The sequence below is a fragment of the Pseudomonas sp. GW821-FHT09E12 genome (genome assembly GCF_059416085.1).
Window position 1 is genome coordinate 15,056 of the sequence record NZ_JBWKOM010000007.1, and the last position, 24,051, is coordinate 39,106.

The 24,051-nt window shown below is 66.3% G+C and carries 18 protein-coding genes; 8 read left to right on the forward strand and 10 right to left on the reverse strand.

What is annotated here, in order from left to right; all coding sequences use genetic code 11:
• The first annotated feature begins 13 nt into the window (after window positions 1–13).
• Window positions 14–1,273 (forward strand): T6SS phospholipase effector Tle1-like catalytic domain-containing protein, encoded by a 1,260-nt coding sequence (locus AC07PQ_RS20720; RefSeq protein WP_493186360.1) that lies wholly within the window; start codon window positions 14–16, stop codon window positions 1,271–1,273.
• A gap of 14 nt (window positions 1,274–1,287) precedes the next feature.
• Here the strand turns inward: AC07PQ_RS20720 and AC07PQ_RS20725 are convergent, their stop codons facing one another.
• From AC07PQ_RS20725 to AC07PQ_RS20740, 4 genes are read right to left on the reverse strand one after another with little or no spacing between them, the layout of a single operon-like run.
• A complete protein-coding gene (locus AC07PQ_RS20725; RefSeq protein ID WP_009044010.1) occupies window positions 1,288–1,740 on the reverse strand; it encodes a response regulator in 453 nt (150 codons plus the stop codon).
• A complete protein-coding gene (locus AC07PQ_RS20730) occupies window positions 1,737–4,079 on the reverse strand; it encodes an ATP-binding protein (protein ID WP_493186359.1) in 2,343 nt (780 codons plus the stop codon). The genes AC07PQ_RS20725 and AC07PQ_RS20730 overlap by 4 nt, the downstream gene beginning before the upstream one ends.
• Window positions 4,076–4,744, reverse strand: coding sequence for a response regulator (locus tag AC07PQ_RS20735; RefSeq protein ID WP_493186358.1), 669 nt, complete (start codon window positions 4,742–4,744; stop codon window positions 4,076–4,078). Before AC07PQ_RS20735 ends, AC07PQ_RS20730 begins: the two co-directional genes overlap by 4 nt.
• Window positions 4,741–5,925, reverse strand: a complete 1,185-nt coding sequence (locus AC07PQ_RS20740) for a sensor histidine kinase (RefSeq protein ID WP_493186357.1) — start codon at window positions 5,923–5,925, stop codon at window positions 4,741–4,743. Before AC07PQ_RS20740 ends, AC07PQ_RS20735 begins: the two co-directional genes overlap by 4 nt.
• Before the next feature lie 169 nt (window positions 5,926–6,094).
• Between AC07PQ_RS20740 and AC07PQ_RS20745 the strand changes: the two genes are divergently transcribed.
• The gene (locus tag AC07PQ_RS20745; protein WP_493186356.1) at window positions 6,095–6,619 is read left to right on the forward strand and encodes an SgcJ/EcaC family oxidoreductase; all 525 of its coding nucleotides are present in this window, start codon (window positions 6,095–6,097) and stop codon (window positions 6,617–6,619) included.
• A gap of 119 nt (window positions 6,620–6,738) precedes the next feature.
• Here AC07PQ_RS20745 and AC07PQ_RS20750 read toward each other — a convergent pair whose 3' ends face one another.
• On the reverse strand, window positions 6,739–7,743 hold the full coding sequence (locus tag AC07PQ_RS20750) for an AraC family transcriptional regulator (RefSeq protein ID WP_493186355.1): 1,005 nt from the start codon (window positions 7,741–7,743) through the stop codon (window positions 6,739–6,741).
• 250 nt (window positions 7,744–7,993) lie between these two features.
• On the opposite strand from AC07PQ_RS20750, the gene AC07PQ_RS20755 reads away from it, so the two are divergent.
• Entirely contained in the window at window positions 7,994–8,761 is a 768-nt protein-coding gene (locus AC07PQ_RS20755; RefSeq protein ID WP_493186354.1) for an EAL domain-containing protein, read from the forward strand.
• Window positions 8,762–8,840: 79 nt separating this feature from the next.
• On the opposite strand, the gene AC07PQ_RS20760 is transcribed toward AC07PQ_RS20755, so the two are convergent.
• The 4 genes from AC07PQ_RS20760 to AC07PQ_RS20775 all read right to left on the reverse strand — a co-directional run bounded on the left by AC07PQ_RS20760 (window position 8,841) and on the right by AC07PQ_RS20775 (window position 13,366).
• Window positions 8,841–9,140 carry a YceK/YidQ family lipoprotein gene (locus AC07PQ_RS20760; RefSeq protein ID WP_493186353.1) on the reverse strand — a complete coding sequence of 100 codons (300 nt, stop codon included), beginning with the start codon at window positions 9,138–9,140 and terminating at the stop codon, window positions 8,841–8,843.
• Between the two features lie 238 nt (window positions 9,141–9,378).
• The gene (locus AC07PQ_RS20765; protein ID WP_493186352.1) at window positions 9,379–10,680 is read right to left on the reverse strand and encodes an NAD(P)/FAD-dependent oxidoreductase; all 1,302 of its coding nucleotides are present in this window, start codon (window positions 10,678–10,680) and stop codon (window positions 9,379–9,381) included.
• Entirely contained in the window at window positions 10,677–11,765 is a 1,089-nt protein-coding gene (locus AC07PQ_RS20770; protein WP_493186351.1) for a polyamine ABC transporter substrate-binding protein, read from the reverse strand. The genes AC07PQ_RS20765 and AC07PQ_RS20770 overlap by 4 nt, the downstream gene beginning before the upstream one ends.
• Before the next feature lie 242 nt (window positions 11,766–12,007).
• The gene (locus AC07PQ_RS20775; protein WP_053261308.1) at window positions 12,008–13,366 is read right to left on the reverse strand and encodes a glutamine synthetase family protein; all 1,359 of its coding nucleotides are present in this window, start codon (window positions 13,364–13,366) and stop codon (window positions 12,008–12,010) included.
• A 162-nt stretch (window positions 13,367–13,528) separates the two neighbouring features.
• Here AC07PQ_RS20775 and AC07PQ_RS20780 point away from each other — a divergent pair, with 162 nt between their 5' ends.
• Complete coding sequence (locus AC07PQ_RS20780) at window positions 13,529–14,434, forward strand: helix-turn-helix domain-containing protein (RefSeq protein WP_007925420.1); 906 nt, start codon at window positions 13,529–13,531, stop codon at window positions 14,432–14,434.
• A gap of 45 nt (window positions 14,435–14,479) precedes the next feature.
• Here AC07PQ_RS20780 and AC07PQ_RS20785 read toward each other — a convergent pair whose 3' ends face one another.
• A complete protein-coding gene (locus tag AC07PQ_RS20785; RefSeq protein WP_493186350.1) occupies window positions 14,480–17,194 on the reverse strand; it encodes a patatin-like phospholipase domain-containing protein in 2,715 nt (904 codons plus the stop codon).
• Window positions 17,195–17,484: 290 nt separating this feature from the next.
• Here AC07PQ_RS20785 and AC07PQ_RS20790 point away from each other — a divergent pair, with 290 nt between their 5' ends.
• The 4 genes from AC07PQ_RS20790 to AC07PQ_RS20805 all read left to right on the forward strand — a co-directional run bounded on the left by AC07PQ_RS20790 (window position 17,485) and on the right by AC07PQ_RS20805 (window position 23,826).
• Entirely contained in the window at window positions 17,485–19,629 is a 2,145-nt protein-coding gene (locus AC07PQ_RS20790; protein ID WP_493186349.1) for a phosphocholine-specific phospholipase C, read from the forward strand.
• A gap of 226 nt (window positions 19,630–19,855) precedes the next feature.
• Window positions 19,856–20,365, forward strand: a complete 510-nt coding sequence (locus tag AC07PQ_RS20795) for a sigma-70 family RNA polymerase sigma factor (RefSeq protein WP_007925423.1) — start codon at window positions 19,856–19,858, stop codon at window positions 20,363–20,365.
• Window positions 20,365–21,342, forward strand: coding sequence for a FecR domain-containing protein (locus tag AC07PQ_RS20800; RefSeq protein ID WP_493186348.1), 978 nt, complete (start codon window positions 20,365–20,367; stop codon window positions 21,340–21,342). Before AC07PQ_RS20795 ends, AC07PQ_RS20800 begins: the two co-directional genes overlap by 1 nt.
• A gap of 69 nt (window positions 21,343–21,411) precedes the next feature.
• Window positions 21,412–23,826 (forward strand): TonB-dependent siderophore receptor, encoded by a 2,415-nt coding sequence (locus AC07PQ_RS20805; protein ID WP_493186347.1) that lies wholly within the window; start codon window positions 21,412–21,414, stop codon window positions 23,824–23,826.
• Window positions 23,827–24,051 lie beyond the last annotated feature (225 nt).

Genomic DNA, 24,051 nt, shown 5'->3' on the forward strand with positions numbered 1-24,051 from the left:
GGGTAACCAGGTCGTGGAGAACACAAGGATCAAGGCGCGCCAGCTGATCGTCTGCATCGATGGCACCAACAACCGTTTCAGTGACGAACCGACCAACGTGGTCCGGCTGTTTCGCTCGCTACCCAAGAACAGCGAAACGCTGCTGGCCTATTACGACCAGGGCGTGGGCACCTTCGGGCTCAGCGAAACCCTGTTCGAATGGCAGAAGGTGCCGTCGCGCATCGCCGGGCTGATGTTCGGCTGGGGCATCAAGCGCAACGTGCTCAATGCCTACCGCTTCCTGATGGAGAACTACAGGGACGGCGACCAGATCTTCCTCTTCGGTTTCTCCCGCGGCTCCTACGCGGTGCGGGTGCTGGCGGCGCTGCTGCATACCATCGGCCTGTTGCCGGCCCATCAGGTCCAGCTGATGGACTTTGCCTGGTCGCTGCTGACCACGCGCCTGCAACCCGATGGAAACAGTTCAAGACCGAATCGCCAGCGCGCCATGAGTTACGCCTGGTGGCGCATGAGCGCGGACAAAAAGCCGGACTTCAAGTTGATGGGGGCGTTCAAGGGCAGCTTTGCCCGGCCGGTGAGCATTCACTTTCTCGGGCTGTTCGACACCGTGAGTTCGGTGGGCTGGGTGTACGACCCGCTGATCGTTCCCTACACCCGCCGGAACAAGGACGTGAAGATCATCCGCCATGCGGTGTCCCTGGACGAACGCCGCAGCTTTTTCCGCCAGAACCTCTGGACAGAGGACGAGGGCGTGAACCTCAAGCAGGTCTGGTTCGCCGGCGTGCATTCGGATGTGGGCGGCGGTTACCCCGCCGGCGAATCGCAGCTGGCGTTGATTGCCTTGCGCTGGATGGTCGGCGAGTGCCTGGAGGCCGGGTTGAGCATCGATGCCGAAGCCTGTCGCGCAGAACTCTATCCACCCTCTGTGCTACAGGATCCGCTGGCCCAGGCCCACGATTCCCTGACCCGCAACTGGCTGATCGCCGAGTGGGTGCCACGCCTGGTCTGGAACCCGAAGACCCACAAGCGAGTCCGTGAGTACGGTTCGATGCCGCCGTTCGGCAAACCCAGGTCGCGGGAGATTCCCACGCCTGGGGCCGGGCAGAAAGTCCGGGTGCATGACTCCGTGGCCGTTCGCCTGAAAGGTTCCCTGGCCGACGACCAGCCCTGGGGCAGCCAACTGACGTACCAGCCGGAAAACCTGCTGCGCATCGATGCCGCGCTGATCGAGCAGGTGGGCGACTCGCCGAGGCTGGATGAGTACAACCTCTAGGGTCGCTCGCCCACTCACTGCCGATGCCGGCGCAGCAGCTCGATCTGCTGCGCCGGCACCTGCTGGCGCAGGGCTTTGTACAGGGCGCGGGTTTCCAGCAGGTTCCAGATCCGCAGCAGGGTTTCCAGGGCGTCCAGCGGCTTGCTGATGAAGTCGCGGGCGCCCAGGGCCAGGGCGCGCAGGCGGGTGTCGCGGGTGGCGTCGGCGGTCAGCACCAGGATCGGCAGGTAATCGTGGGCCGGGATCCGCCGGTTGAGCTGTTCGAGCACGGCGAAGCCGTCGAATTCGGGCATGTGCAGGTCGAGGATCACCAGGTCCGGCTCGAAGCTGTTGAACAGCTCCAGGGTGCGCAGCGGCTGGGTGCTGCTCAGCACGTTGTGCAGGCCTTCGCGGGCCAGCAACTGCTCCATCAGCTCGAGGTTGGGGCGCTGGTCGTCGATGATCAGGATGCGCAAATCGTGGTTCATGCGGGCTCCGGTAAATGTTGCTCAAGGTGGGCGAGAAACGCCGGGATATGAATGGGCTTGGTCAGGATCGCCGTGGCCCCGGCCTGCAACAGGGCGCGGTGGGTCAGGGCGCTGGCGTCGGCGGTGATCATCACGACCGGGGTGCTGGCGGTGGTCGGCGATTCCCGCAGCCGGCGCAGCACTTCCAGGCCTGCAAGGTCCGGCAGGCTGACGTCCAGCAGGATCAGTTGCGGTGCATGCTGGCGCGCCAGGTCCAGGCCCATCTGGCCCTGCATGCTCGACAGCAGGCGAATGCCCGGGCGGCGTTGCAGCAGGGTTTCGATCAGCGCCAGGCTCGACAGGTTGTCTTCGATGCACAGCACCTGGCCCCGGTATGCCACGGCCTCGACCCGGGCCGGCAGTACCGCCGTCGGTTGTTCCAATAGCTGTTGCTCCAGGGCCAGGCGCGCGCCGGTCGCGGCCACCTGGACAAAGGGCAGTTGCAAGGTAAAGCAGCAGCCCTGGCCCGGCGTGCTGTGCACCCGCAGGCTGCCGTCCATCATTTCCAGCAGGCTCTTGCTCAGGGCCAGGCCCAGGCCGGTGCCTTCCACCCGCGGGTCGGCGCCCAGGCGTTCGAAGGGGCGGAACAACTGGTCCAGGCGCTCCAGGGGAATGCCGGCGCCGGTGTCGCTGACCGCCACCTCGAACCGGGTACCCAGGACCTTGACCGCGATCCGCACCTGGCCCTGGGGCCGGTTGTACTTGATGGCGTTGGACAGCAGGTTGAGCAGCACCTGGATCAGCCGCTGGCGGTCGGCGATCACCCCGCTGTGCTCGCTCAGCGCGGGCAGGGCGGCCAGCTGGATGCCGGCGTCGGTGGCCATCGGCGAGACCAGGGTCAGGGCCTCGTGCAGCACCGCGGCCAGGGAGATCGGCTCGACATTCAGCGCCAGGTGCCCGGCCTCGATGCGGGCGATGTCCAGCACCTCGTTGATCAGGGTCAGCAGATGCTGGCCGGCGCGCAGGATATGGCCGACCTGGGGCCGCTGGCCGCTCGGCGAGTCCATGTCCAGCAGTTGCGCGAAACCGAGGATGGCATTGAGCGGGGTGCGCAGTTCGTGGCTCATGCGCGAGAGGAATTCGCTCTTGGCGCGGCTGGCGCTTTCGGCTTCCTCGCGGGCGGTGCGCAGGGCGATTTCCGCGGCGCGGCGGTCGGTGATGTCGCGGGTGATCTTGGAGAAGCCACGCAACGCGCCGCTGGCATCGTACTGCGCGGTGATCACCACGCTGGCCCAGAAGCGGCTGCCGTCCTTGCGGCAGCGCCAGGCCTCTTCCATGTAATGGCCGTCGCGGGTGGCTTCGCGCAGGGCCATGTCCGGGTGCGCCGGGCATTCTTCCGCCAGGTAGAACAGCGAGAAGTGCCGGCCGAGGATTTCCTGTTCGCTGTAGCCCTTGATCCGCTCGGCGCCGGCGTTCCAGGTGGTGACCCGGCCCTGGGTGTCGAGGGCGAAGATCCCGTAGTCCTTGACCCCGTCGATGATCAGCCGCAGGCGTTCTTCGTTGTCGCGCAGGGCGCGCTCGCGCTCGGCCAGCAGTTGCCCGGCTTCCACCAGGCGGGTACCGAGCTGGCCGATTTCGTCCTGTTCCGGGGCTTGCGGGCGCAACGGTTGGCCGAGGGCCAGGCGCTGGGCGTTGCCTTGCACCTGCTGCACCCGCGCGACTATGCCCTTGGACAAGAACAGCACCGCGACAATCGCTCCGAACAGACCGCAGAGCGCCGCCAGCAGCGTGGCCAGCAGCAGGCGCATGCGGGTTGCCGAGGCCGCGGCGCTGCGTTCGGCGAGCAAGCCGTCTTCGCGGATGCGCATGGCGCTGATCTGCTCGCGCAGCACGTCCAGCACCTGTTTGTTCTCGATCAGGATCGCGGTGATGCTGGCGCTGTCGTCGGGCCGGCCGTTGCGCAGGGCCACCAGGCCGTCGAGCTTGTGGCCGATCAGCGGGGCGATGGCCTTGAGGTGGTCGCGCATGCGTGCATCGCGAATGTTGCTGTCCAGCCGTTGCAGGGCGGCCTGGATCAGCGGCTGGGCACGTTCGTAGCTGGGCAGGAAGTCTTCGCGGCGGGTCAGCAGGTAGCCGCGCACGCTGGCCGCCGCTTCGGCCAGCAGGGTATGCACGGTCTGGATGTCGCCCTGCACCAGCAGCACCCGGCGCACGTCTTCCTCGGCGCGGGCGGTCTGGCGTTCGGTGATGTAGATCAGCACCAGCGACAGCAGCAGGATCACCAGCGGCAGGGAGATCACCACCAGCGCCTTGCCGCGCAGGGGCAGGTCGAGCCAGTGCCGGCTCGCCAGCAGCCTCATGGCCAGTCTCCCGTGGGCTGCGCCACCAGCCCCAGGGCGATGCCGCGCACCGCGGCCTGGGTGCGGTCCGCCGCGCCGAGCTTGCCGATCACCCGTTCCACATGGGCCTTGGCGGTGCCGGTGGTGATGCCGAGCTTTTCGCCGATCTCGCGGTTGCTGAAACCGCCGGCCACCAACCCCAGCACTTGGCGTTCGCGGGCGGTCAGGGTCGCGGCCTGGGCGCTGCCGCCGGCGTTGCGCTCGGCCATGCGCCGCAGCAGCCGGGCGCTGACGCTGCTGTTGAGGGCTTCCTCGCCCTGGGCCACCCGCTGCAGGGCGCCGAGCACTTCGCCACGGCTGGCGTCCTTGAGCAGGTAGCCGACGGCGCCGGCGGCAATCGCCGCTTCCAGGTGGTCGGGGCTGTCGTCCATGGTGAAGATCACCACCTTGATCGCCGGTTGCCGCTGTTGCAGCAGGCGCGCGGCGCCCAGGCCGTTGAGCAGCGGCATGCGGATGTCGAGGATGGCGATGTCCGGTTGCAGGCGCTCGCACAGGTCGAGGGCTTCCTGGCCATCCCGGGCCTGGCCGACCACCTCGAACTCCGGGTGGCCGGCCAGCAGGGCGACAAAGCCGGTGCGGGTGACTTCATGGTCGTCCGCCAGCACCAGGCGCAGGGCAGGGTTCATGGCTGTTCTCCAGCAGCGGGCAGCGGCACCCGGGCCAGCAGGCGGGTGCCGTGGCCGGGGGCGCTGTGCCAGGACAGTTCGCCGTCCAGCAGGTTGGCGCGCTCCTGCATCGCCGCCAGCCCCAGGTGCTGGCCGCCGCAGCTGGACAGCGGGGTGTCCAGGGCAAAGCCGACGCCGTTGTCTGCCAGCGCCAGCGCGGCCTGGCCGTCGGCCAGTTGCAGGCTCAGTTCGACGCGGCTGGCGCGGGCATGCTTGAGGATGTTGTTGATGCCTTCCTGGGCAATGCGGAACAGGGCGATTTCGCTAGCACCCGGCAGGCGCACGCTGGACTGTTGCCGCCAGTGCACCTCGAGACCGGCGTCGCGCAGGCGGTCGGCTTCCTTGTCGATGGCCTTGTACAGGCCAAAGTCGTCCAGCACGTTGGGGCGCAGGCCGCCGATCAACTGCCGGCCCTCGCCGACGCAGCCCTGGGCCAGGGTCAGGATGGTTTGCAGCTCGTTGTGCAGCTCCTGTGGCAATGTCGGGCAGCGTCCGGCAAACCCCTGCAGGCGCTGGTGCAGCCCGGCCAGGGTTTGCGCCAGGCCGTCGTGCAGGTCGTAGGCCACGCGCTTGCGTTCGTCTTCCTGGGCGCTGAACAGCCGGTGCACCAGTTCCGACATGGTGCGTTCCCGGGCTTGCAGGGCCTGGAGCAAGCGCTGGTTTTCCAGGTGCGCCGCCAGCAAGGTGGCGAGCAGTTGCAGGGATTCCAGGTCCTCGCTGTCGGGCGCGGCCAGGGCCACGCTGTTGGCCAGCAGCAAGGCGCCGAAGGCCTGGCCGTCGGCGCCGGGCAGGGGAATGCGCAGCACCTGGGGCAGGGCGGCATCGGTCTGCGGCAGCCATTCGGGGTGCAGGGTCGCAGACTTGGCCAACTCATGCAGGGCGGCCAGGCGTTCGCTGCCGCCGTGCTGGGCGGTGGCCTGGGGCGGCTGGGCGGGGTGCCATTCCAGCAGCAGGCCGTGGTCCATGGCCATAAAGGCACAGGCCCGTTGCAGGGCGCGCTGGCGCATGGCCGCGGGCGGCAACTGGGTCAGTTCCTGGCCGGTGTCCACCAGCAGGCGCAGGCGCGCTGCGCGGCTTTGTGCCTGGCGATACTGGCTGCGAATGGCCAGGGCGCTGCCGGGGTCGTGGGTCGGGCTTTGCATGAAAACAGGCTCCAGCGTGAAGGGCGTGCGCTCGCGAGCAGGCATTAGACCCGGTTGCCGGCTGTGGGCCTATCTGCCGAATGGCATAGGCCGCCGGCACCGGTTGGCCGATGGCGAGGCAGCAGCAGGTGGGCAAAGTGGGCGCATTGAAACCCACTGGAGCCTTCCGATGAAACTGCCAACCACCGCCATCGCCCTGTTACTGGCGCTGACCGCGCCCCTGGCCCAGGCCCTGGACGCCACGCCTTATGTGTACCGCACCGTCGCCGCGCAGCCGCAAAGCCAGGGCGACCGGGAGATCGCCGGCCTGTTCGATCGCTGGAACGCGGCCCTGCAAACCGGCAGCGCAAAAAACGTAACCAGTCTTTACGCCGCCGACGCGATCCTTCAGCCGACCGTGTCGAACCAGGTGCGCACCACCCCGGCGCAGATCCAGGACTACTTCGAGCACTTCCTCGCGGGCAAGCCGGTGGGCCAGATCAACTACCGGGAAATCCGCCACCTGGGCACGGATGCGGCCATGGACAGCGGCGTCTACACCTTCACCCTGCACGAGGCCGGTGGCGCGACCCGCCAGGTCCAGGCGCGCTACACCTTCCTCTACGAGCGCATCGACGGCCAGTGGAAGATCCTCAACCACCATTCCTCGGCCATGCCCCAGGCGCAGCCGCCATTGCAGGCCAGCCATCGCTGAAAAGGCGACCCCTTCTGTAGGAGCGAGCTTGCTCGCGATGGCGTCCCGACAGTCACGCAATCCGTTGACTGATCCACCGCTATCGCGAGCAAGCTCGCTCCTACAAGGTTCAGGCGGCTTCAGCCTTCCTGGCGATAACGCCCCGGGGTCATGCCGAACCAGCGGCGGCAGGCCTTGTGAAAGCTGCTCTGGTCGCGAAAGCCGAGCAGGGCGCCGATGTACTTGACGCTGCGCGCCGAGTTGCGCAGGAAACTGTGGGCCAGCATCAACCGCGCCTCGTCGAGCAGCGCCGAGAAGTGCATGTCTTCGTTGCCCAGGCGTCGCTGCAGGCTGCGGCTGCTGACCCCCACCAACTGCGCGATGTGCCGCAGGTCGCTGGGCCCGCCCTGGGCCAGGCGCTCGGACAACACCCGCCTTACCCGCGCGGTCATCGAGCCGTCGAGCAGCAGCTTGAGGCGGGTTCGCGCGTATTCCATGTGCAGCACATCCAGGGCCGGGTCGGCGCTGGGCAGGGCCATGGCGCAATCGCGCGGGCTGAAGCTCAGGCTGTTGTAGGGCGCGTCGAACAGCAGGTTGGCGCCCAGCAGACGCTCCAGGGCGCGGGTGTCGGGCGGGCGCGGGTAGGTGAAGCTCGCCGCCAGCGGTTGCGGCTTGTGCCCGGGCAGCAGCCAGTGCACCAGGCCCAGGGTCTGCGCCGCGCCGGCATCGATGAAGGCCCGCGGCACCAGGCCCGGTTCGAGGGCGATGTCGAAGCCGATCAGGGTGACGGCCTGGGGGCTGCGCTCCAGGCACAGGTAGAAGCCGTTGCTGACCAGCGAGTGATAGTCCACCAGGCGTTGCAGCGCGGTGCCCAGGGTGGCGCCGGACATCAGCGCGTAGCCGAGCACTTCCAGGTTGGCCGGGTGGGCCTTGGTGTACGCCAGCAGGCCGAGGTCCGGGTTGCCGCACAGGTGCACGGCGTCTTGCAGCACCGCGTAGACCAGCTCCAGCCTGACGCCCATGGGGTTTTCACAGGCCTCCTGGTGGCTGCTGCCGTGGCGCTTGAGCAAGGCCTCGACCTTGACTCCGGCGTCGCTCAGGACATCGGCAAGCACCCGGAAACTGGTGCCGGTCATTCTGTGCATAGTACTTCCTGGACTGGTGGCTAATTGATGTCATTGGCGCTGGCGCATGATCGCAATAAACCTCGGGCCACAGTCGAGAAAGGGCGGTGCGGTGTTTCCAAGGACAAACGAAAGGTATCCGGGAACACTTTCGAGCCGTCCGGGCAGGGGGGATCATAAATAGCAATGAGCCATTATCACGTCGGGCGCGCCGACGCATCCTGGCCAAGCCCACCCGGCGCGCTGTCGCCGCTTCGACTACGGATCTGTCATGCAAAGCGTCAAAGACTTCTATCGGGAACTGGCGCAGGGGCGACTGGCGCTGGCCTTCCAGCCGGTGGTGCGGCTGCCCGACACTAGCCGGGTGCTGTACCTGGAAGGTTTGCTGCGCCATGTCGAACAGCCCGGCAATGGCGTCTACCCGTTCGCCATGCTCGAACGCCATCAGCGGATGCGCGAGCTGGACCGCAGCGTGGTGGGGGGCGTGATCGAGCGCCTGCTGGAGGACGAGCACCTGCGCCTGGGCTGCAACATCTCGGCGCAGAGCGCGATCGTCGATCCGTTCTGGTCCGCCACCCTCGCGCAGTTGCGCGACGCGCCTTCAGTGGCCGCGCGGCTGGTGATCGAAATCACCGAAAGCGCCACGCCGCCGAGCACCGAGGCGGCCATCGAGTTTGTCCTGTGCCTGCGCGAGCTGGGTTGCCGGGTGGCGGTGGACGACTTTGGCGCCGGCCTCGGCACCCTGGAGTTCATCCGCCGGACCTGCCCCGACATGGTCAAGATCGACCAGGGTTACCTGCAACGCGCCCGCAGCGAACCCAACAGCGTGCAGACCCTGAAACACCTGGTGCAGCTGTGCAAGACCCTGGCGCCCTGCGTGATCATCGAAGGCATCGAGAGCGAAGCCGACCGCGCCCTGGCCACGGCCTGCGGTGGCGAATGGGGCCAGGGCTACCTGTTCGGCCGGCCACGGCTCGACCGCCTGGGCGCGCCGTGCCGGTTGCGTGGGGGGGTGGCCGAGCGAGTGGTGGCGGACTGAGCGGGGGCGGTTTGCCGGTGCTTGTCAGAGATGACAGCGGCAGTCCATTCACCCATGCCGCCAGCGACCGGCCGCGGCTTCAGTAATAAACGCCCTTGGCGTCGTAGGGCAGCAGCACGGTATCGACCGCCGCATCCACCGGCAGGCTTACCACCGCCACCAGCGGGCAGACGATGCTCACCCAGCAGAACATCGTGGTGTAGCCGTCATAGCCGCTGGCGCCACGCATGGTCAGCAGCTGGATATTTTCCTGGGTGCCTTTGTAGAGGTCGTAGGAGCTGTACTGACTGCGGGCTATCAGGGTGCCGCAGCCCGAGAGGACGAGTGTGCCGAGCAGGACGAGAGCAGTGAGCGCTTTGATGATGCCATTCCTTAGCAAGCCGATTTGCGGCGCGCATCTTCGCATCGCGCGAGGTATCAGGCCAGCTTGAATGGCAATCTTCGCAGTGAGCTGTCGGCGGCGTCTTTGCAATCGCCATCGCCGGCAAGCCTGGCTCCTACGGGGTCGGAGGGCGTTTGCTAATGTGCGGCTGGCACGCGCTTGCGTAGGAGCCAGGCTTGCCGGCGAAGGCGTCGGGCGCCTCAGCCGAGAAACCGCGGGCAAAGCCGTTGAGCTTTCAGCCCAGCACCTCACGCAACCGATGCCACAGCATGCCCAGCGCCAGCAGCGGCGCGCGCAGGGCGGGGCCGCCAGGGAAGGTCATGTGCGGCACTGCGCTGAAGATGTCCAGGCCCTGGCTGTGCCCGGCGTGGATGGCCTCGGCCAGCAGGCGCGCGGTCCAGTGGCTGACGTTGAGCCCATGCCCGGAGTAACCCTGGGCGTAATACACATTGGGGTACTGGCGCAGGCGCCCGACCTGGGGAAAACGGTTGGCGGTGATGCCGATCTTGCCGCCCCATTGGTAGTCGATGCGCACATTCGCCAGCTGCGGGAACACCTTGAGCAGCTTCGGCCGCATATAGGCGCCGATGTCCGCCGGGTCGCGCCCGGAGTAGTGGCAGGCGCCGCCGAACAGCAGGCGCCGGTCCGCCGAGAGCCGGTAGTAGTCGAGGCCGACCTTCTGGTCGCACAGCGCCAGGTTCTGCGGGATCAGTTCGGCGGCCAGGGCGGGCGCCAGGGGCTCGGTGGCGATGATGTAGCTGCCCGCCGGCAGCACCTTGCCGGCAAGGCGCGGCTCCAGGTCATCCAGGTGGGCGTTGCAGGCCAGCACCAGGCTTGCGGCGCGCACCGTGCCGCTGGCGCAACGCACCCGCACGCTGTCGCCGTGGATCAGCTCCAGCACCGGGCTCTGCTCGAAGATCCGCACCCCCAGCGTCCGTGCCAGGGCGGCTTCGCCGAGCACCAGGTTGAGCGGGTGCAGGTGCCCGGAACCCATGTCCACCAGGCCCCCGGCATAGGCCGAGGACGCCACCACCCGGGCCATGTCCTGCGGGGCGACAAGGTGGGTTTCATGCACGTAGCCCAGGGCCGCGAGGTGTTCCTGCTCGGCCTGGAACGCGGCGAACTGGGCCGGGGTGTTGGCCAGCTCGCAGAAGCCCCAGCGCAGGTCGCAGTCGATGCCGTGCTCGCGCACGCGCTGGCCGACCAGCGCCACCGAGTCGATGCCGGCCTGCTCCAGGTAACGCACGCCCTCGGCGCCGACGTAGCGGGCAAAGCCGCTGACGTCGTGGCCGATGCCGCGGATCAGTTGCCCGCCGTTGCGCCCGCTGGCGCCCCAGCCGATGCGCCGGGCTTCCAGGAGAATCACCGAGAGGCCGCGCTGCGCCAGTTCGATGGCGGTGTTGACCCCGGTGAAACCACCGCCGATCACGCAGACATCGGCGCTGAGGTCGGCATTCAGCGGCGGGTAGTCCGGCAGCGTGTTGGCCGAGGCGGCGTAGTAGGAGCGGGTGTGTTGTGCAGGGCTGTGCTGGTTCATTGGTTGGACTTCACTTTGCTCCAGGCGCGGGTCATCAGGCGCATGGTCTGCGGGCTCTGGGTGCTGGAGATGTACAGCTTGTCGAGCACCGCCTGGGGTGGGTAGACCTCGGGGTTGTTCACCAGCTCGGGGTCCATGTATTGCTGCGATGCCGGGTTGGGGTTGGCGTAGCCGACATAGGCGCTGACCTTGGCGATCACCTGCGGGTCCAGCAGGTTGTTGATGAAGGCATGGGCTTGCTTGGGATTGCTGGCGTCCGCCGGGATCGCCAGCAGGTCGAACCACAGGTTGCTGCCTTCCTTGGGAATCGAATAGGCGATCTTCACCCCGTTCTTGGCTTCCTTGGCGCGGTTGGCGGCCTGGAACACGTCGCCGGAATAACCGAAGGCCAGGCAGATGTTGCCGTTGGCCAGGTCCGAGACGTACTTGGAGGAGTGGAAGTAGGTGATGTAGGGACGGATCGCCAGCAGCTTGGCTTCGGCTTTCTTGTAGTCCGCGGGGTTTTCGCTGCGCGGGTCCAGGCCCATATAGTTGAGCACCGCCGGGAACACTTCGTCCGGCGAGTCCATCATCGACACCCCGCACTGGCTGAGTTTTTTCAGATTCTCCGGTTCGAAGAACACCGCCCAGGAATCGATGCTGTCGATGCCCAGCACCTGCTTGACCTTGTCGACGTTGTAGCCGATGCCGTTGGTGCCCCACAGGTAAGGCACCGAGTACTGGTTGCCGGGGTCGTTCTGCTCCAGCAGGGCCAGCAGTTTCGGGTCGAGGTTCCGCCAGTTCGGCAGCTGCGCGCGGTCCAGCTTGAGAAAGGCCCCGGCCTTGACCTGCCGCGCCAGGAAGTGGTTGGACGGCACCACCAGGTCATAGCCGGTGCGCCCGGCCAGCAGCTTGCCCTCCAGGGTTTCGTTGGAGTCGAAGACGTCGTAGATGACCCGGGTCCCGGTCTTGGCCTGGAAGTCGGCGAGGGTGGTCTCGCCGATATAGTCGGTCCAGTTGTACACGCTGACTGTCGATTCGGCCTGGGCCGTGGCGCCGAACAGCACCGTCAGGGCCAGCGGAACCACTGGTTTCCATAGACGCATAGCGATACCCCTTTTTGCGGTTGTTATTGGTTTGCCAAATTCATGAAGCCCTGTAGCCCTGTAGCCGCTGCCGAGCAACGCGAGGCTGCGATCGGCGGCGCAGCCGTCGTAAACCCGGCAACCGCCTTGCATCAGGTACACCGCGTGCGACGGTCTGGCGATGGCTGCGCCATCGATCGCAGCCTCGCAGGCTCGGCAGCGGCTACAACGGTGTGCGCGGCAGCGCCCGAATCGCGCAGGCCTCAGACGCTGAGCAACAGGAACTCGCGCTCCCAGGAACTGATCACGCGCTTGAAGTTCTCGTGCTCGGCGCGTTTCACCGCGACGTAGCCGCGCACGAACTTGCTGCCCAGGTAGCGCTCGATGGTCGGGCACTCTTCCATGCGGGTCAGGGCGTCTTCGATGGTGATCGGCAGGCGCAGGTTGCGCCGCTCATAGGCTCGGCCTTCCACCGCGGCGCTCGGCTCGATGCCCTCGACCATGCCCAGGTAGCCGCACAGCAGGCTGGCGGCGATGGCCAGGTAAGGGTTGGCGTCGGCGCCGGGCAGGCGGTTTTCCACGCGCATGGCTTCCGGGCCGGAGGTCGGCACCCGCAGGCCGACGGTGCGGTTCTCTTCGCCCCATTCGACGTTGACCGGCGCCGAGGTGTCCGGCAGGAAGCGGCGGAACGAATTGACGTTGGGCGCGAACATCGGCAGCACCTGGGGGATGTACTTCTGCAACCCGCCGATATGGTGGCGGAACAGCTCGCTCATGCGGCCCTCGGCGTCGGCGAAGATCGGCTTGCCGGTGGCGCTGTCGACCACGCTCTGGTGCAGGTGCATGGCGCTGCCAGGTTCGTCGGCCACCGGCTTGGCCATGAAGGTGGCGGTGACGTTGTGCTTGAGCGCGGCCTCGCGCAGGGTGCGCTTGAACACGGTGATCTGGTCGGCCAGGTCGAGGGCGTCGCCGTGGCGGAAGTTGATTTCCATCTGCGCCGGGCCGTCTTCGTGGATCAGCGTGTCGAGGTCCAGGCCCTGGGCTTCGCACCAGTCGTAGACATCCTCGAACAGCGGGTCGAATTCGTTGGCGGCGTCGATGGAGAACGACTGGCGTCCGCTTTCGGCCCGGCCGGAGCGGCCCAGCGGCGCCTTCAGCGGCAGGTCCGGGTCTTCGCAGCGCTGGGTCAGGTAGAACTCCATCTCCGGCGCGACGATCGGCTGCCAGCCCTTGTCGGCGTACAGCTGCAGGACTTTCTTCAGCACGTTGCGCGGCGACAGCTCGATGGGGTTGCCGAACTTGTCGAAGGTGTCGTGGATGACGATGGCGGTCGGCTCGATGGCCCAGGGCACCAGGTAAATGCCCGAGGCGTCGGGGCGGCAGACCATGTCGATGTCCGCCGGGTCCAGCAGGTCGTAGTAGATGTCGTCGTCGACGAAGTCCCCGGTTACCGTTTGCAACAGCACACTTTCCGGCAGGCGCATGCCTCGCTCATGCAGGAACTTGTTGGTGGGCGCTATCTTGCCGCGGGCGATGCCGGTCAGGTCGCTGACCACACACTCCACTTCGGTAATCTTGTGTTCTTTCAGCCAGGTAGACAGCTGATCGAAAGGGGCATTCATAAGGACCTCGTCAATGATTGTCGGTGACGCGCCAGCACTTGGAGTCGCCCATCAAGGCTTCCCCTGTGGCGCGTTGACGACTATCTTGGGCAAGCCTCGCGGTTCCATCTATCCACTTTAAGCAGCACCAAAGCGCACCAAAAGAGTGCGCAAGGTCCCTTCATGACAGCGTCGACAGCTCTCCAGGTCCAGGCCTTCAACACCTTCGATGTGGCCGATCAGATCCGTGCCACCCCGGGTTGGGTGCAGCATTACCAGCAGATGTCGCCCGGGCATTTCGCCGGGCAGGTGCGTTATCTGGACCTGCAAGGGGTGCAGATCTACGAGGAGTGCATGAACACCCGGGTCGAGCAGAATTTCAGCGCGCCGCAGGACTCCCTGGCGTTCTGTTTCGATCGCAGCGACAACGCCCTGTACCTGCTCAACGGCGAGAGCCGCAACATCTGGATCACCCCGGAGAACTACCAGGAAATCGCCGTGGTGTTCGGCCCGGAATTCGTCCGCGGCCATGGCCTCGACGCGCAGCGCCTCGACGGCCTGTTCCTGGCGCCGCTCAACTGCGGGCAGAACGCCTTGTTCAGCCGCTGGCTCAGCACGACCCTGACCCGACTGTCGCAGACCCTCGACCCACCCAGCCGCGAAGCCCTGACCCAGCAGTTGCTCGAGGACTGCCTGTTTATCCTCGACAACGCCTGCGTACGCCTGGACGGTGGCGGCCTGCGCCGGCGCGCCGAGGAGCGGGCGATCATGCAGCGGGTGGCGCAGTGGGCGGCGGACGGCCCGGAAGACAGCCTCAACCTGCTGGAGTTGGCGCAGGTGGCCGGGGTTTCCCTGCGCCAGTTGCAAGGCGCGTTCAAGGCCTTCGCCGGCATGGCGCCGACCCAGTGGTTGCGCCTGCGCCGGCTGAACAGTGCGCACCGCGAACTGCTGCGCCGCGGTCCGGACGAAACCACCGTGGCCGAGGTGGCCATGCGCTGGTCGTTCTGGCACCTCGGGCGGTTTTCCAGCAGCTACCGCGCGCTGTTCAAGGAACTGCCGAGCGAGACCCTGCGCCGCGGCCAGCGTTGAGCTGTTCCTGACCGCGGGCCCGCAGGGTCGGCGCCATTTCCAGTGTCATGCGCGGGGATGCCTGTCTGCCGAAGGGCGGCGCTGGCCATTGCGGCTCGGCCGCGGCGGCTTGGGCTGGTCATCCTCATGCGCGCTTCCCGCAGGGTGTTCGCGCAGGTAGCGCCACAGCGCCTGGGCGATGGCATCGCCGTTGACCCCCTTGCCGAAGACCTGCTGGCCGATGCTCAAGCCGAGCTGGCGGTAGCTTTCGAACTGCGCCTCGTCGAAGAACTGGTCGACGGTGGGCTGGTTGGGGAAGGACGTGTTGATCAGCGCGTAGTTCTGCACGTCCGGCGATACCGAGGGGATCAGCCGGGGCTTGAGCACCAGGATGCGACTGACCAGGGTGTCCGGCTCGGTGCAGGCGTAGACGTTGAGCAGCAGCGCGCAATGCGGGTCCGCCGGCGACGGCGCGATCTTGAAGTCCTCCATGCGCCCGAACACCTTGCCCAGTACATCGTCCCCGGTGATCTCTGCGTCTTCCCTGATCTCCAGGCCGTGGTCGATACGCGCCAGGCGGATGAGATTGCTCAGGTCGTCGAACCGGTAATCGGGATCGCAGCCACAGTCGCACATCACGATCAGCTCGACCTGGCGCTCCTGGCGCAGCAGTTCATAGGCCGCCGTGTTCTCGAAGTGGCCGCCGTCCGAGAGGTACTGATAGGCGCGCCGATGGCCATGGAAGTGCGCGGTCAGTTCGTAGAACAGGTAGGTCTGGGTCGGTAGCCAGCGCGACAGCTTCAGGCCCAGGGATTGCCTGGGCTTTTCCGGTTTAGCGTCGATAAAGCGGCTGGGCCACCAGTTGCCCAGGCGCACGTTGGCCAGGCCCAGCAGCAGCGACATGCCCAGGCTGGTGGCGCGCCCCAGGCCGGTGGTGAAGGCCGCGCCGGAAACGCCGATCCACTGGCCGATGGTCAGCGGGTAGGCGATTTCCGAAGCGGGGATATTCTCCAGGTCGCGCTGATAGACCTTGCCATCGAGGATGAAGGCCCCTTCGCCCTTGACGCTGCCCGGGGCCAGGCACAGCGGCTTGCCCTTGCGGTCGCGCTGCACCAGTTGTTCGGCGGGGTCGACCGTGAGGTTCATGGTCACGTTGATCAGGTGCAGCGGGCCGGCGTTCGGCGTGCCGTAGTAGTGCTCGACGCTGATGTCGTCGTTGCTCAGTGGCTCGGCCACGCTCATGTGCTTGCGCCGTTGCTCGGGCGTGCCGTCGAAGCGCTTGCCGTTGGTGGCGCCCATGTAGGCGCGGACCAGGCGCGCGCTGTAGTAGGACTGCAACGACGAGGTATTGAGGAAACCGACGAAGCGGCTGCTGACCCAGGTCAGGGCCGCCGCCACCCCGGCCAGCAGGGCCAGCCGCAGCACATGCCCGTTTTCCAGCAGGTTGAAGCTGCCATCGGCAGCGAACCACACCACGAACAGCATCCACGCCAGGCAGACCGCCGCCAGCAACAGCAGGCCACCGACCAGGCTCATGACCTCCAGGGGTAGCAGGCGCAGCCAGTCCGGCAGGCTCTTCTCGTCCCGCAACAGCGCCAGGCGGCGCACCAGCCAGATCAGCAGCGGAAGAATGCCGATGGAGCCCTGGGTCAGGGTCTGCAGGTGCAGGTAGATTGTTTCGGAGAGCGACACCAGGAACGCGGCGAACAGCAGTACCCCGAGAGCCATGATGATCTGCGACAGCACCCGGGTGACCTCGACCCGGTAGTTGCGCACGGTAAAGATCCCGTCTTCGTCGTTGGCCTTGCGGGTGCGGTATTTCAGGCGCCAGATCAGCAGCCAGGCGTAGGCGATGCCCAGCAGCGCGATGGCCGCGAACCCGAGGAACAGGTGGCGCACGTTGGGCCTGTCGTCCGGCTGTTGCAGCACGGCCCAGATGCCGATGAAGACCAGTGCCATCACCGTGCAAGCCACGGCCGCCAGGTTGCTCAGGGCCGGAGGATTGCTCAGGCTGTTTTTCGGCAGCACCAGCCAGTAGGCCAGGCAGCAGGGCAGCAAGCCGAGGAGGAACACCGCGCCGGGCAGCAGGAACAGATTGGGCAGGTACTTCACTTGCAACAGCATCAGCAACGACAGGATCAGGACGATCGGCATGCCGATGACGAAGTGCAGCGACAGCCAGTTGCGCCAGGTGATCGCCAGGGCGTAGAGCGCGTCCCCCGAGCCGGTCGGGGTCAGGTAGCGGCCGTTCTCCCGGAGCCAGGCCGTGGGTCCCTTGCCGATGTCTTTGTCGCTGACGCTGGCGTAGTCGGTGTGGGTGCTGATACGTCCCGGCGGCTCGTAGTGCAGGACCTCATAGGCGTTGACCGCCGCGGTCCTGGCCGCTTGCTGGGCGGGCGACAGGGGCGAGGCTTCGGCGCGCTCCTGGGCCTGCTCCCGGCGCAGGCGATTGGGGATGAACAGGCTGGAGAAGAAACTGCCGATATAACCGCCGCCGCTGACCGTGCAGAGGTAGTCGAAACGCGGCAGCAGGGTGGTGGTGAGGTTGTCTTGCGGTGTCTTCGACGGTCGTGGGTTGGCCTGTTCCGGCGCATTGGCCCGGGCCATCGCCTGCAGCACCCCCAGGCAAAAGGTGGCGCTGCGGATGCCGCCCCCGGACAGCGCCAGCCCCCAGATCCTGGGAGGCTGGCCGGCCGGCGCGGCAAGGTATTTGAGACCCAATGCAGTACGGCGGTTCTCGATGCGCTTCCTTTCCCCCTCGTAGTGCTGGGTCGAGTCCATGATTGCTCCTTGCAAACTGAAGTAGTGGCATTGTGCAAATAGGATTAAAGCAGAACGCCGTCACATTTTTCCGAATACAAGGAGCAACTCGGGATGAAGTTCACGAAATATTCTTTATTTAGAAATGTAATTAAAAATCATCGGTTTAGAGAGTTAATGCGGCTGTATCAAGATCTGTGAATGCCTTGACCGCAGCCTGCAACCGCCGTGTAACTTGCTTGTTACTTGAGGTCACTACTTTGCGTGGGTCGCTATTTCCCGCCCTGTAACTTCAAGGAATTCAACCGCGTATGCCTACTCTCACTCGCAGGAAGCTCATGCAGGCCGCCGCCATCGGCTCGGCCTTTACCTTACTGCCAGACTCCATCCGTCAGGCCCTGGCGATCCCCGCCAACAACCGCACCGGCACTATCCGTGACGTCGAGCACGTGGTGATCCTGATGCAGGAAAACCGCTCCTTCGACCATTACTTCGGCACCTTGCCCGGGGTCCGCGGTTTCAGCGACCGCTTCACCATCCCGCTGCCCGGCAAGCGTTCGGTGTGGGAGCAGCAGGGCATTGGGCGAGTGGTGTTGCCATATCACCTGGACAGCTCGCGGGGCAACGCGCAGCGGGTCAACGGCACGCCGCATTCGTGGATCGACGAGCACGCGGCCTGGGGCAGCGGGCGCATGAGCGCCTGGCCGACTTTCAAGACCAACACGTCCATGGGCTACTACAGCGAGCAGGAGCTGCCGTTCCAGTTCGCCCTGGCCAACACCTTCACCCTGTGCGATGCCTACCACTGTTCGGTGCACGCCGGGACCAACCCCAACCGCCTGTTCCACTGGACCGGCACCAACGGCCCGACCGGCGCCAACGTGGCGGCGGTGGTCAACGAATGGGACGGCCCGGGCGCGGTGGACGTCGGCTACACCTGGAAAACCTACCCCGAGCGCCTGGAAGAGCGGGGCGTCAGCTGGAAGATCTACCAGTACCTGCCGGACAACTTCGGCGACAACCCGCTGGCCGGTTTCCGCCAGTACCGCCGCGCCAGCGTGGCGGCCGGCAACCCGGCGCAGCCGCCGGAAGACTTCACCGCCTTCGTGCCGTACAGCGATGCGCTGAATGCCCGGGTGCCGCTGTACAAGGGCAACGGCAACACCTTGCCGGCGCGCAGCGGCAGCGACCTGGAGGGCATGATCGCCGGGTTCCGCAACGATGTGCAGCAGGGCAAGCTGCCCAAGGTCAGCTGGATCGTCGCCCCGGCCACCTATTCCGAGCACCCGGGGCCGTCGAGCCCGGTGCAGGGTGGCTGGTTCACCCAGGAAATCCTCAAGGCGCTGACCGACAACCCCGAGGTCTGGAGCAAGACCGTGCTGCTGGTCAACTACGACGAGAACGACGGTTTCTTCGACCATCTGCCGTCGCCCTCGGCACCTTCACGGCGCCTGGACGGCAGCTTCGCCGGCAAGTCCACGGTGGATTTCGACAGTGAGGTGTTCACCCACCCGGCGCCACCGGGGACCACCCAGCAACCGCGTCCGGACGGCGGCATCTACGGCCCCGGCCCGCGGGTGCCGATGCTGGTGCTGTCGCCCTGGAGCCGTGGCGGCTGGGTCAACTCCCAGGCGTTCGACCACACCTCGGTCCTGCAATTTCTCGAGAAGCGCTTCGGCGTGCGCGAGCCGAACATCAGCGCCTGGCGCCGTGCCGTGTGCGGCGACCTGACTTCGGCCTTCAACTTCGTCAATCCCAACAGCGAAATCCTCCCGCCGCTGCACACCACCACCCGCCAGGCCGCGGACCTTTTGCGCCAGCGCCAGGAGCAACTGGCCCAGGTGCCGCTGCCGGACCCCAGCCGCCAGCAACTGCCGCAGCAGCAACGCGTGGCCCGGCCATCGCGGGCCTTGCCATATCGGCTGAATGTCGAGGCCAAGGCCAAGCGCAAGGCGTTGAGCCTGACCCTGAGCCTGCAGAACAGCGGCGAGCAGGGTGCGGTGTTCCATGTCTACGATCGCCTGCACCTGCTGGACATTCCCCGTCGCTATACGGTGGAGGCGGGCAAGCAGCTCAAGGACAGCTGGCAGACCGCGGGCCGCTACAAACTGTGGCTGCTGGGGCCTAACGGCTTCCACCGCAGCTTCCACGGCAACCTGCTGGAGCGCCAGCCCGAGGTGTCGATGTTCAGCCGCGGCAACAACCTGCAGCTGACCCTGAGCAACCCGGGCAAGGAGCCGGTATCGATCACCATCGAGCGTTGCCCCTACACCCATCAGGGGCCATGGCGTTTCGACGTGCCCGGGCGCAGCGAGGTCCACCAGATGTTCGCCTGCCAGGCCAGCGGCGGCTGGTACGACCTGACCCTGCGCGGCGAGGGCGGCTGGCTGCGGCGCCTGGCCGGGCGCCTGGAAACCGGTGCGCACAGCATCAGCGACCCGCTGATGGGCGTGTAAGCGCGCACCCGCGCCCGGCCCGCAAGGGGCCGGGCGCTGTTTCAGCAGCCGACCGGGTGCTTCACCTGGATCTCTTCAGTCCCTGGGACCATGGTTCCAGAGCACCCGCCGATGTTCCCCAGCAGACGAAAACCAGAACCCAATCACACGAAAGGACTTGGTTTGCCTTATGAATATTAATTAGAATCAGTCTCATTTGAATAATCCTTCGCGCAGGGCTCTTGACATGATTGAAGCAGCGACGCCACCGGAGCAAAGCCTACATGCCCTGTACCGCGACCATCGCAGCTGGCTCGAGAGCTGGTTGCGCCAGCGCATGGGCAACGCCTGGGATGCGGCGGACCTGAGCCAGGACACCTTCCTGCGCGTGCTCACCAGCTCCCAGCAGCTGGTCGACCTGCGCGAACCGCGGGCCTACCTGGTGACTGTGGGCAAGCGTCTGCTGAGCAACTTCTACACCCGGCGCAAACTGGAGCAGGCCTACCTGGACGCGCTGGCCAGCCTGCCCGAAGACAGCGTGCCGTCCCCGGAACAGCGCTGGGTGCTGCTGGAAACCCTGCAAGCCCTCGACGAACTGCTCGACGGCCTGCCGCCCCTGGTGCGCCGGGCGTTTCTCTGGAGCCAGCTGGAAGGGTTGGGCTACCGCGAGATCGCCGAACGCCTCGACGTCTCGGAGCGCACGGTCAAGCGCTACATGGCCCAGGCCTACGAACACTGCCTGCTGGTGGAGCTGTGATGCGCTCGGCGCCGTCCAGCGAAACCCGCGAGGTGGCCCGCGCGGCGGCCCAGTGGCTGGCGCTGCTGGAGTCCGGCGCGGCCAACGCCGACGATCACGCGCGCCTGCAGCACTGGCGCAACAGCAACAGCCGTCACGAAAGCGCCTGGCAGAAAGCGCAGCTGCTGCGCCAGCGTTTCTCCGCGCTACCCTCGGCCCTGGCGCTGGCCACCCTGGATCGTCCCGAGCCGTCGCGGCGCGCGGTACTCAAGCGCGCCCTCGGCGTCGCCGCGCTGGTGCCGACCGCCTGGCTGCTGGGGCGCCAGCTGCCCCTGGACGTATGGCGCGCCGACCTGCAGACCGGCACTGGCGAACATCGCAAATTGTCCCTGGCCGATGGCAGCGCCTTGCAGTTGAACACCGCCAGCGCGGTCAACGTCGACCTGGGCGCCCGGCAGGTGACCCTGGTGCGCGGCGAGATGGCGCTCAAGGTCATCGGCAGCGCGCCGCTGACCATCCAGGCGCCTTATGGCCGCATCGTCGTCAGCCGCAGCGAAGTCTGCGTGCGCCTCAATGAACACGATTGCCGGGTGTCGGTGGTCAGCGGCTCGGTGCAGTTGCAACCCTTGTTCGGCCCGCAACTGCAGTTGCGCGAAGGCCAGCGGGTGCGGCTGCAGGTGGATGGCGCCGGGCAGATCGATGCCTTCGACGCGCAGTTGCCGGGCTGGCGCGACGGCGTGCTGATGGCGCAGAACCAGCCCCTGGGGGATTTCCTGCGCGAGCTCGGTCGTTATCGCCCGGGCCTGCTGCGTTGGGAACCGGAACTGGAAGCCCTGCGCGTCACCGGCAGCTTCCGTCTCGACAACACCGACCGCGTGCTGTCGCTGCTGGCCGCCAGCCTGCCGCTGGAGGTGCATTCGCGCACCCGTTATTGGGTCACCCTGACTTCGGCAAAAGAAACCCCGCCGACAAACACCCCGCAAAAAAATATTGGCTGAAGCCTGTCCCTTTTTTTCGCCTCGCCGGTCATTCCAGGTAAGTGAACAAAAAAACGAGAGCTTCCTCCCATGCCCGTAGTATTGCCATACCGTTTGCGTCCGGTTTCCCCCGGACTGTTGCAGTTGGGCCTCATCCTGACACTCAGTTCCAGCCCGTTATTCATCCAGGCCAGTTGGGCCGACGACGCTGCGCGGCGCAGCTACCAGGTGCCGGCCGGTCCGCTGAGCGCCGCGCTGACCCGTTTCGCCGGCCTTGCCGGGGTAAACCTGTCGGTGGACCCGCAGCTGGTCAGCGGCCGCAACAGCAGCGGCCTGTCCGGCGAGTACGGGGTGGAGGAGGGCTTTGCCCGCTTGCTGCAAGGCTCCGGCCTGCAACTGCAACCGGTGGGCGAGCAGGCGTATATCCTGACCCCGGCGCCGCAAGGCAGTAGCCTGCAACTGGCGCCGACTTCGATTCTCGGCGCCAGCGGCGCGACCGACAGCGACGTCTTCGCCGGCGGCCAGGTCGCACGCCGTGGCTCGCAAGGCCTGCTGGGCTCGAAGGACTTCATGGAAACGCCGTTCAGCATGACCACCTACACCAGCGACGTGGTGAAGAACCAGCAGGCGCGGACCCTCGGCGACCTGATCGCCAGCGACCCCTCGGTGCGCGCCACCAACCCGGCGGGCGGCCGTTACGAGCAGTTCACCATCCGCGGCTTCAGCCTGTTCAACAGCGATGTTGCCTACAACGGCCTGTACGGCGTGCTGCCGACCTACACCATCGACATGGAAATGGCCGACCGGGTGGACATCCTCAAGGGCCCGACCCAGTTGATCAACGGCATCTCGCCGCGGGGCAGCGTCGGCGGCGGGATCAACGTGGTGCCCAAGCGCGCCACCGACAAGCCCATCACCGAATTCACCGGCAGCTACGCCTCCGACAGCCAGCTCGGCGGCGCGGTGGACATTGGCCGGCGCTTCGGCGAGGACAACAAGTTCGGCGTGCGCCTGAACGCGGTCAAGCAGTCTGGCGACACCGAATGGGATCACCAGAGCGTCGATCGTGAAATGGCCGTGCTGGGCCTGGACTTCCGTGGCGAACGCCTGCGCCTGTCGACCGACATCGGCCACACCGAGCGCGACACCGACGCGCCCCAGGAGCGGGTGCAGATAGGCGCCAACGCCAAGGTGCCGGACGCGGACGATGTGCGGCACAACTATGCGCAGTCCTGGAGCAAGGCACGCACCAAGGACACCTTCGGCACGGTCAATGCCGAATACGACGTCAACGACTCGATCATGCTGTACGGCGGCGTCGGCGCGCGCAAAAGCAACCACGACTTCCTCCGGCATGCCGTGTCGATCACCAACGACGCCGGCGACTTCAGCGTGCAGCCGCGCGACTTCACCCGCGACGAAAACGTGCGCACCACCACGGCGGGCGTGCGCAGCTGGTTCCACACCGGCCCGGTGAGCCATGAGGTCAACCTGGCGGCCAGCTACTTCTACATGGATTTCGAAAACGGCGGCGCGCGCTATGCCGCGTCCCCCAGCAACCTCTACAACCCGCGGCCGACGCCGACCCCGTCGCGGCCGACGCGCTTCGACCCCAAGGTCTACACCGAGAACCGCTTCAGCGGTGTGGCGCTGTCCGACACCCTGGGCTTCTTCGATGACCGCCTGCTGCTGACCCTCGGCGCGCGCTGGCAGCGGGTCAAGGTCGACGACTGGAGCGACGGCGTCAAAGGCGACACCGCCTACGACGAGGAAAAGGTCTCGCCTTCGGGTGGCCTGCTGTTCAAGGCCACCGATCAGTTGTCGCTGTACGTCAACTACATGGAAGGCCTGAGCCAGGGCAAGATCGCGCCGTCGACCTCGATCAACGAAGACGAAATCTTCCCGCCGTTCATCAGCCGCCAGGTCGAGGCCGGCGCTAAGTATGACGCCGGGGCCTTCGCCCTGACCGCCGCGGTGTTCCGCATCAAGCAGCCGGCCTACGAGACCAACGCCACCACCCGGGTCTTCGGCCCGAACGGCAAGCGCCAGAACGACGGCGTCGAGCTCAGCGTGTTCGGCGAACCGCTCAAGGGCTTCCGCCTGCTGGGCGGGGTGATGTACATCGACAGCGAACTGAAGGACACCACCAACGGCACCTTCGACGGCAACCGCGCGCCGGCCACGCCGAAGTACAACGTCAACCTGGGGGCCGAGTGGGACGTGCCGAAGGTCCAGGGCCTGACCCTGACCGCACGCGGCATCTACTCCAGCTCGCAGTACCTGGACCAGGCCAACAGCAAGGAAATCGACTCCTGGGAACGTTTCGACCTGGGCGCGCGCTACGCCTTCAAGCTCGACGACAAGGACATCACCTTGCGCGCCAATGTCGAGAACGTGCTGGACAAGCGTTACTGGAGTTCGGCCGGGGCCTCGGACGACAGCGAGCCGGGCTTGACCCTGGCGACGCCACGGACCCTGTTGCTCTCGGCAACCGTGGGTTTCTAAGAAGCGATGCGGACTGGCGCCACAGGGAAGGGCGCACCGCCGTGTTGGTCATGACCGGTTCCTTTGGTCGAGGAAGAAAGTATGTCCGTTATAAGTTGATCAACTTGCTCGCCTCTTGAATGAGGTGTTGGCCATTTAATGGCAACTAATGAAGTTGTCGGAAAGATGGCAATAACATGGCAGTTTCATACGTCATAAATGACGTTTTACCAAGTTTATCAACTT

Coding starts and splice junctions, on each gene's coding strand:
- AC07PQ_RS20725 (WP_009044010.1), bottom strand. CDS start 1,740: ATGAACCACGATTTGCGCATCCTGATCATCGACGACCAGCGCCCCAAC.
- AC07PQ_RS20730 (WP_493186359.1), bottom strand. CDS start 4,079: ATGAGGCTGCTGGCGAGCCGGCACTGGCTCGACCTGCCCCTGCGCGGC.
- AC07PQ_RS20735 (WP_493186358.1), bottom strand. CDS start 4,744: ATGAACCCTGCCCTGCGCCTGGTGCTGGCGGACGACCATGAAGTCACC.
- AC07PQ_RS20740 (WP_493186357.1), bottom strand. CDS start 5,925: ATGCAAAGCCCGACCCACGACCCCGGCAGCGCCCTGGCCATTCGCAGC.
- AC07PQ_RS20745 (WP_493186356.1), top strand. CDS start 6,095: ATGAAACTGCCAACCACCGCCATCGCCCTGTTACTGGCGCTGACCGCG.
- AC07PQ_RS20750 (WP_493186355.1), bottom strand. CDS start 7,743: ATGCACAGAATGACCGGCACCAGTTTCCGGGTGCTTGCCGATGTCCTG.
- AC07PQ_RS20755 (WP_493186354.1), top strand. CDS start 7,994: ATGCAAAGCGTCAAAGACTTCTATCGGGAACTGGCGCAGGGGCGACTG.
- AC07PQ_RS20765 (WP_493186352.1), bottom strand. CDS start 10,680: ATGAACCAGCACAGCCCTGCACAACACACCCGCTCCTACTACGCCGCC.
- AC07PQ_RS20770 (WP_493186351.1), bottom strand. CDS start 11,765: ATGCGTCTATGGAAACCAGTGGTTCCGCTGGCCCTGACGGTGCTGTTC.
- AC07PQ_RS20775 (WP_053261308.1), bottom strand. CDS start 13,366: ATGAATGCCCCTTTCGATCAGCTGTCTACCTGGCTGAAAGAACACAAG.
- AC07PQ_RS20780 (WP_007925420.1), top strand. CDS start 13,529: ATGACAGCGTCGACAGCTCTCCAGGTCCAGGCCTTCAACACCTTCGAT.
- AC07PQ_RS20785 (WP_493186350.1), bottom strand. CDS start 17,194: ATGGACTCGACCCAGCACTACGAGGGGGAAAGGAAGCGCATCGAGAAC.
- AC07PQ_RS20790 (WP_493186349.1), top strand. CDS start 17,485: ATGCCTACTCTCACTCGCAGGAAGCTCATGCAGGCCGCCGCCATCGGC.
- AC07PQ_RS20795 (WP_007925423.1), top strand. CDS start 19,856: ATGATTGAAGCAGCGACGCCACCGGAGCAAAGCCTACATGCCCTGTAC.
- AC07PQ_RS20800 (WP_493186348.1), top strand. CDS start 20,365: ATGCGCTCGGCGCCGTCCAGCGAAACCCGCGAGGTGGCCCGCGCGGCG.
- AC07PQ_RS20805 (WP_493186347.1), top strand. CDS start 21,412: ATGCCCGTAGTATTGCCATACCGTTTGCGTCCGGTTTCCCCCGGACTG.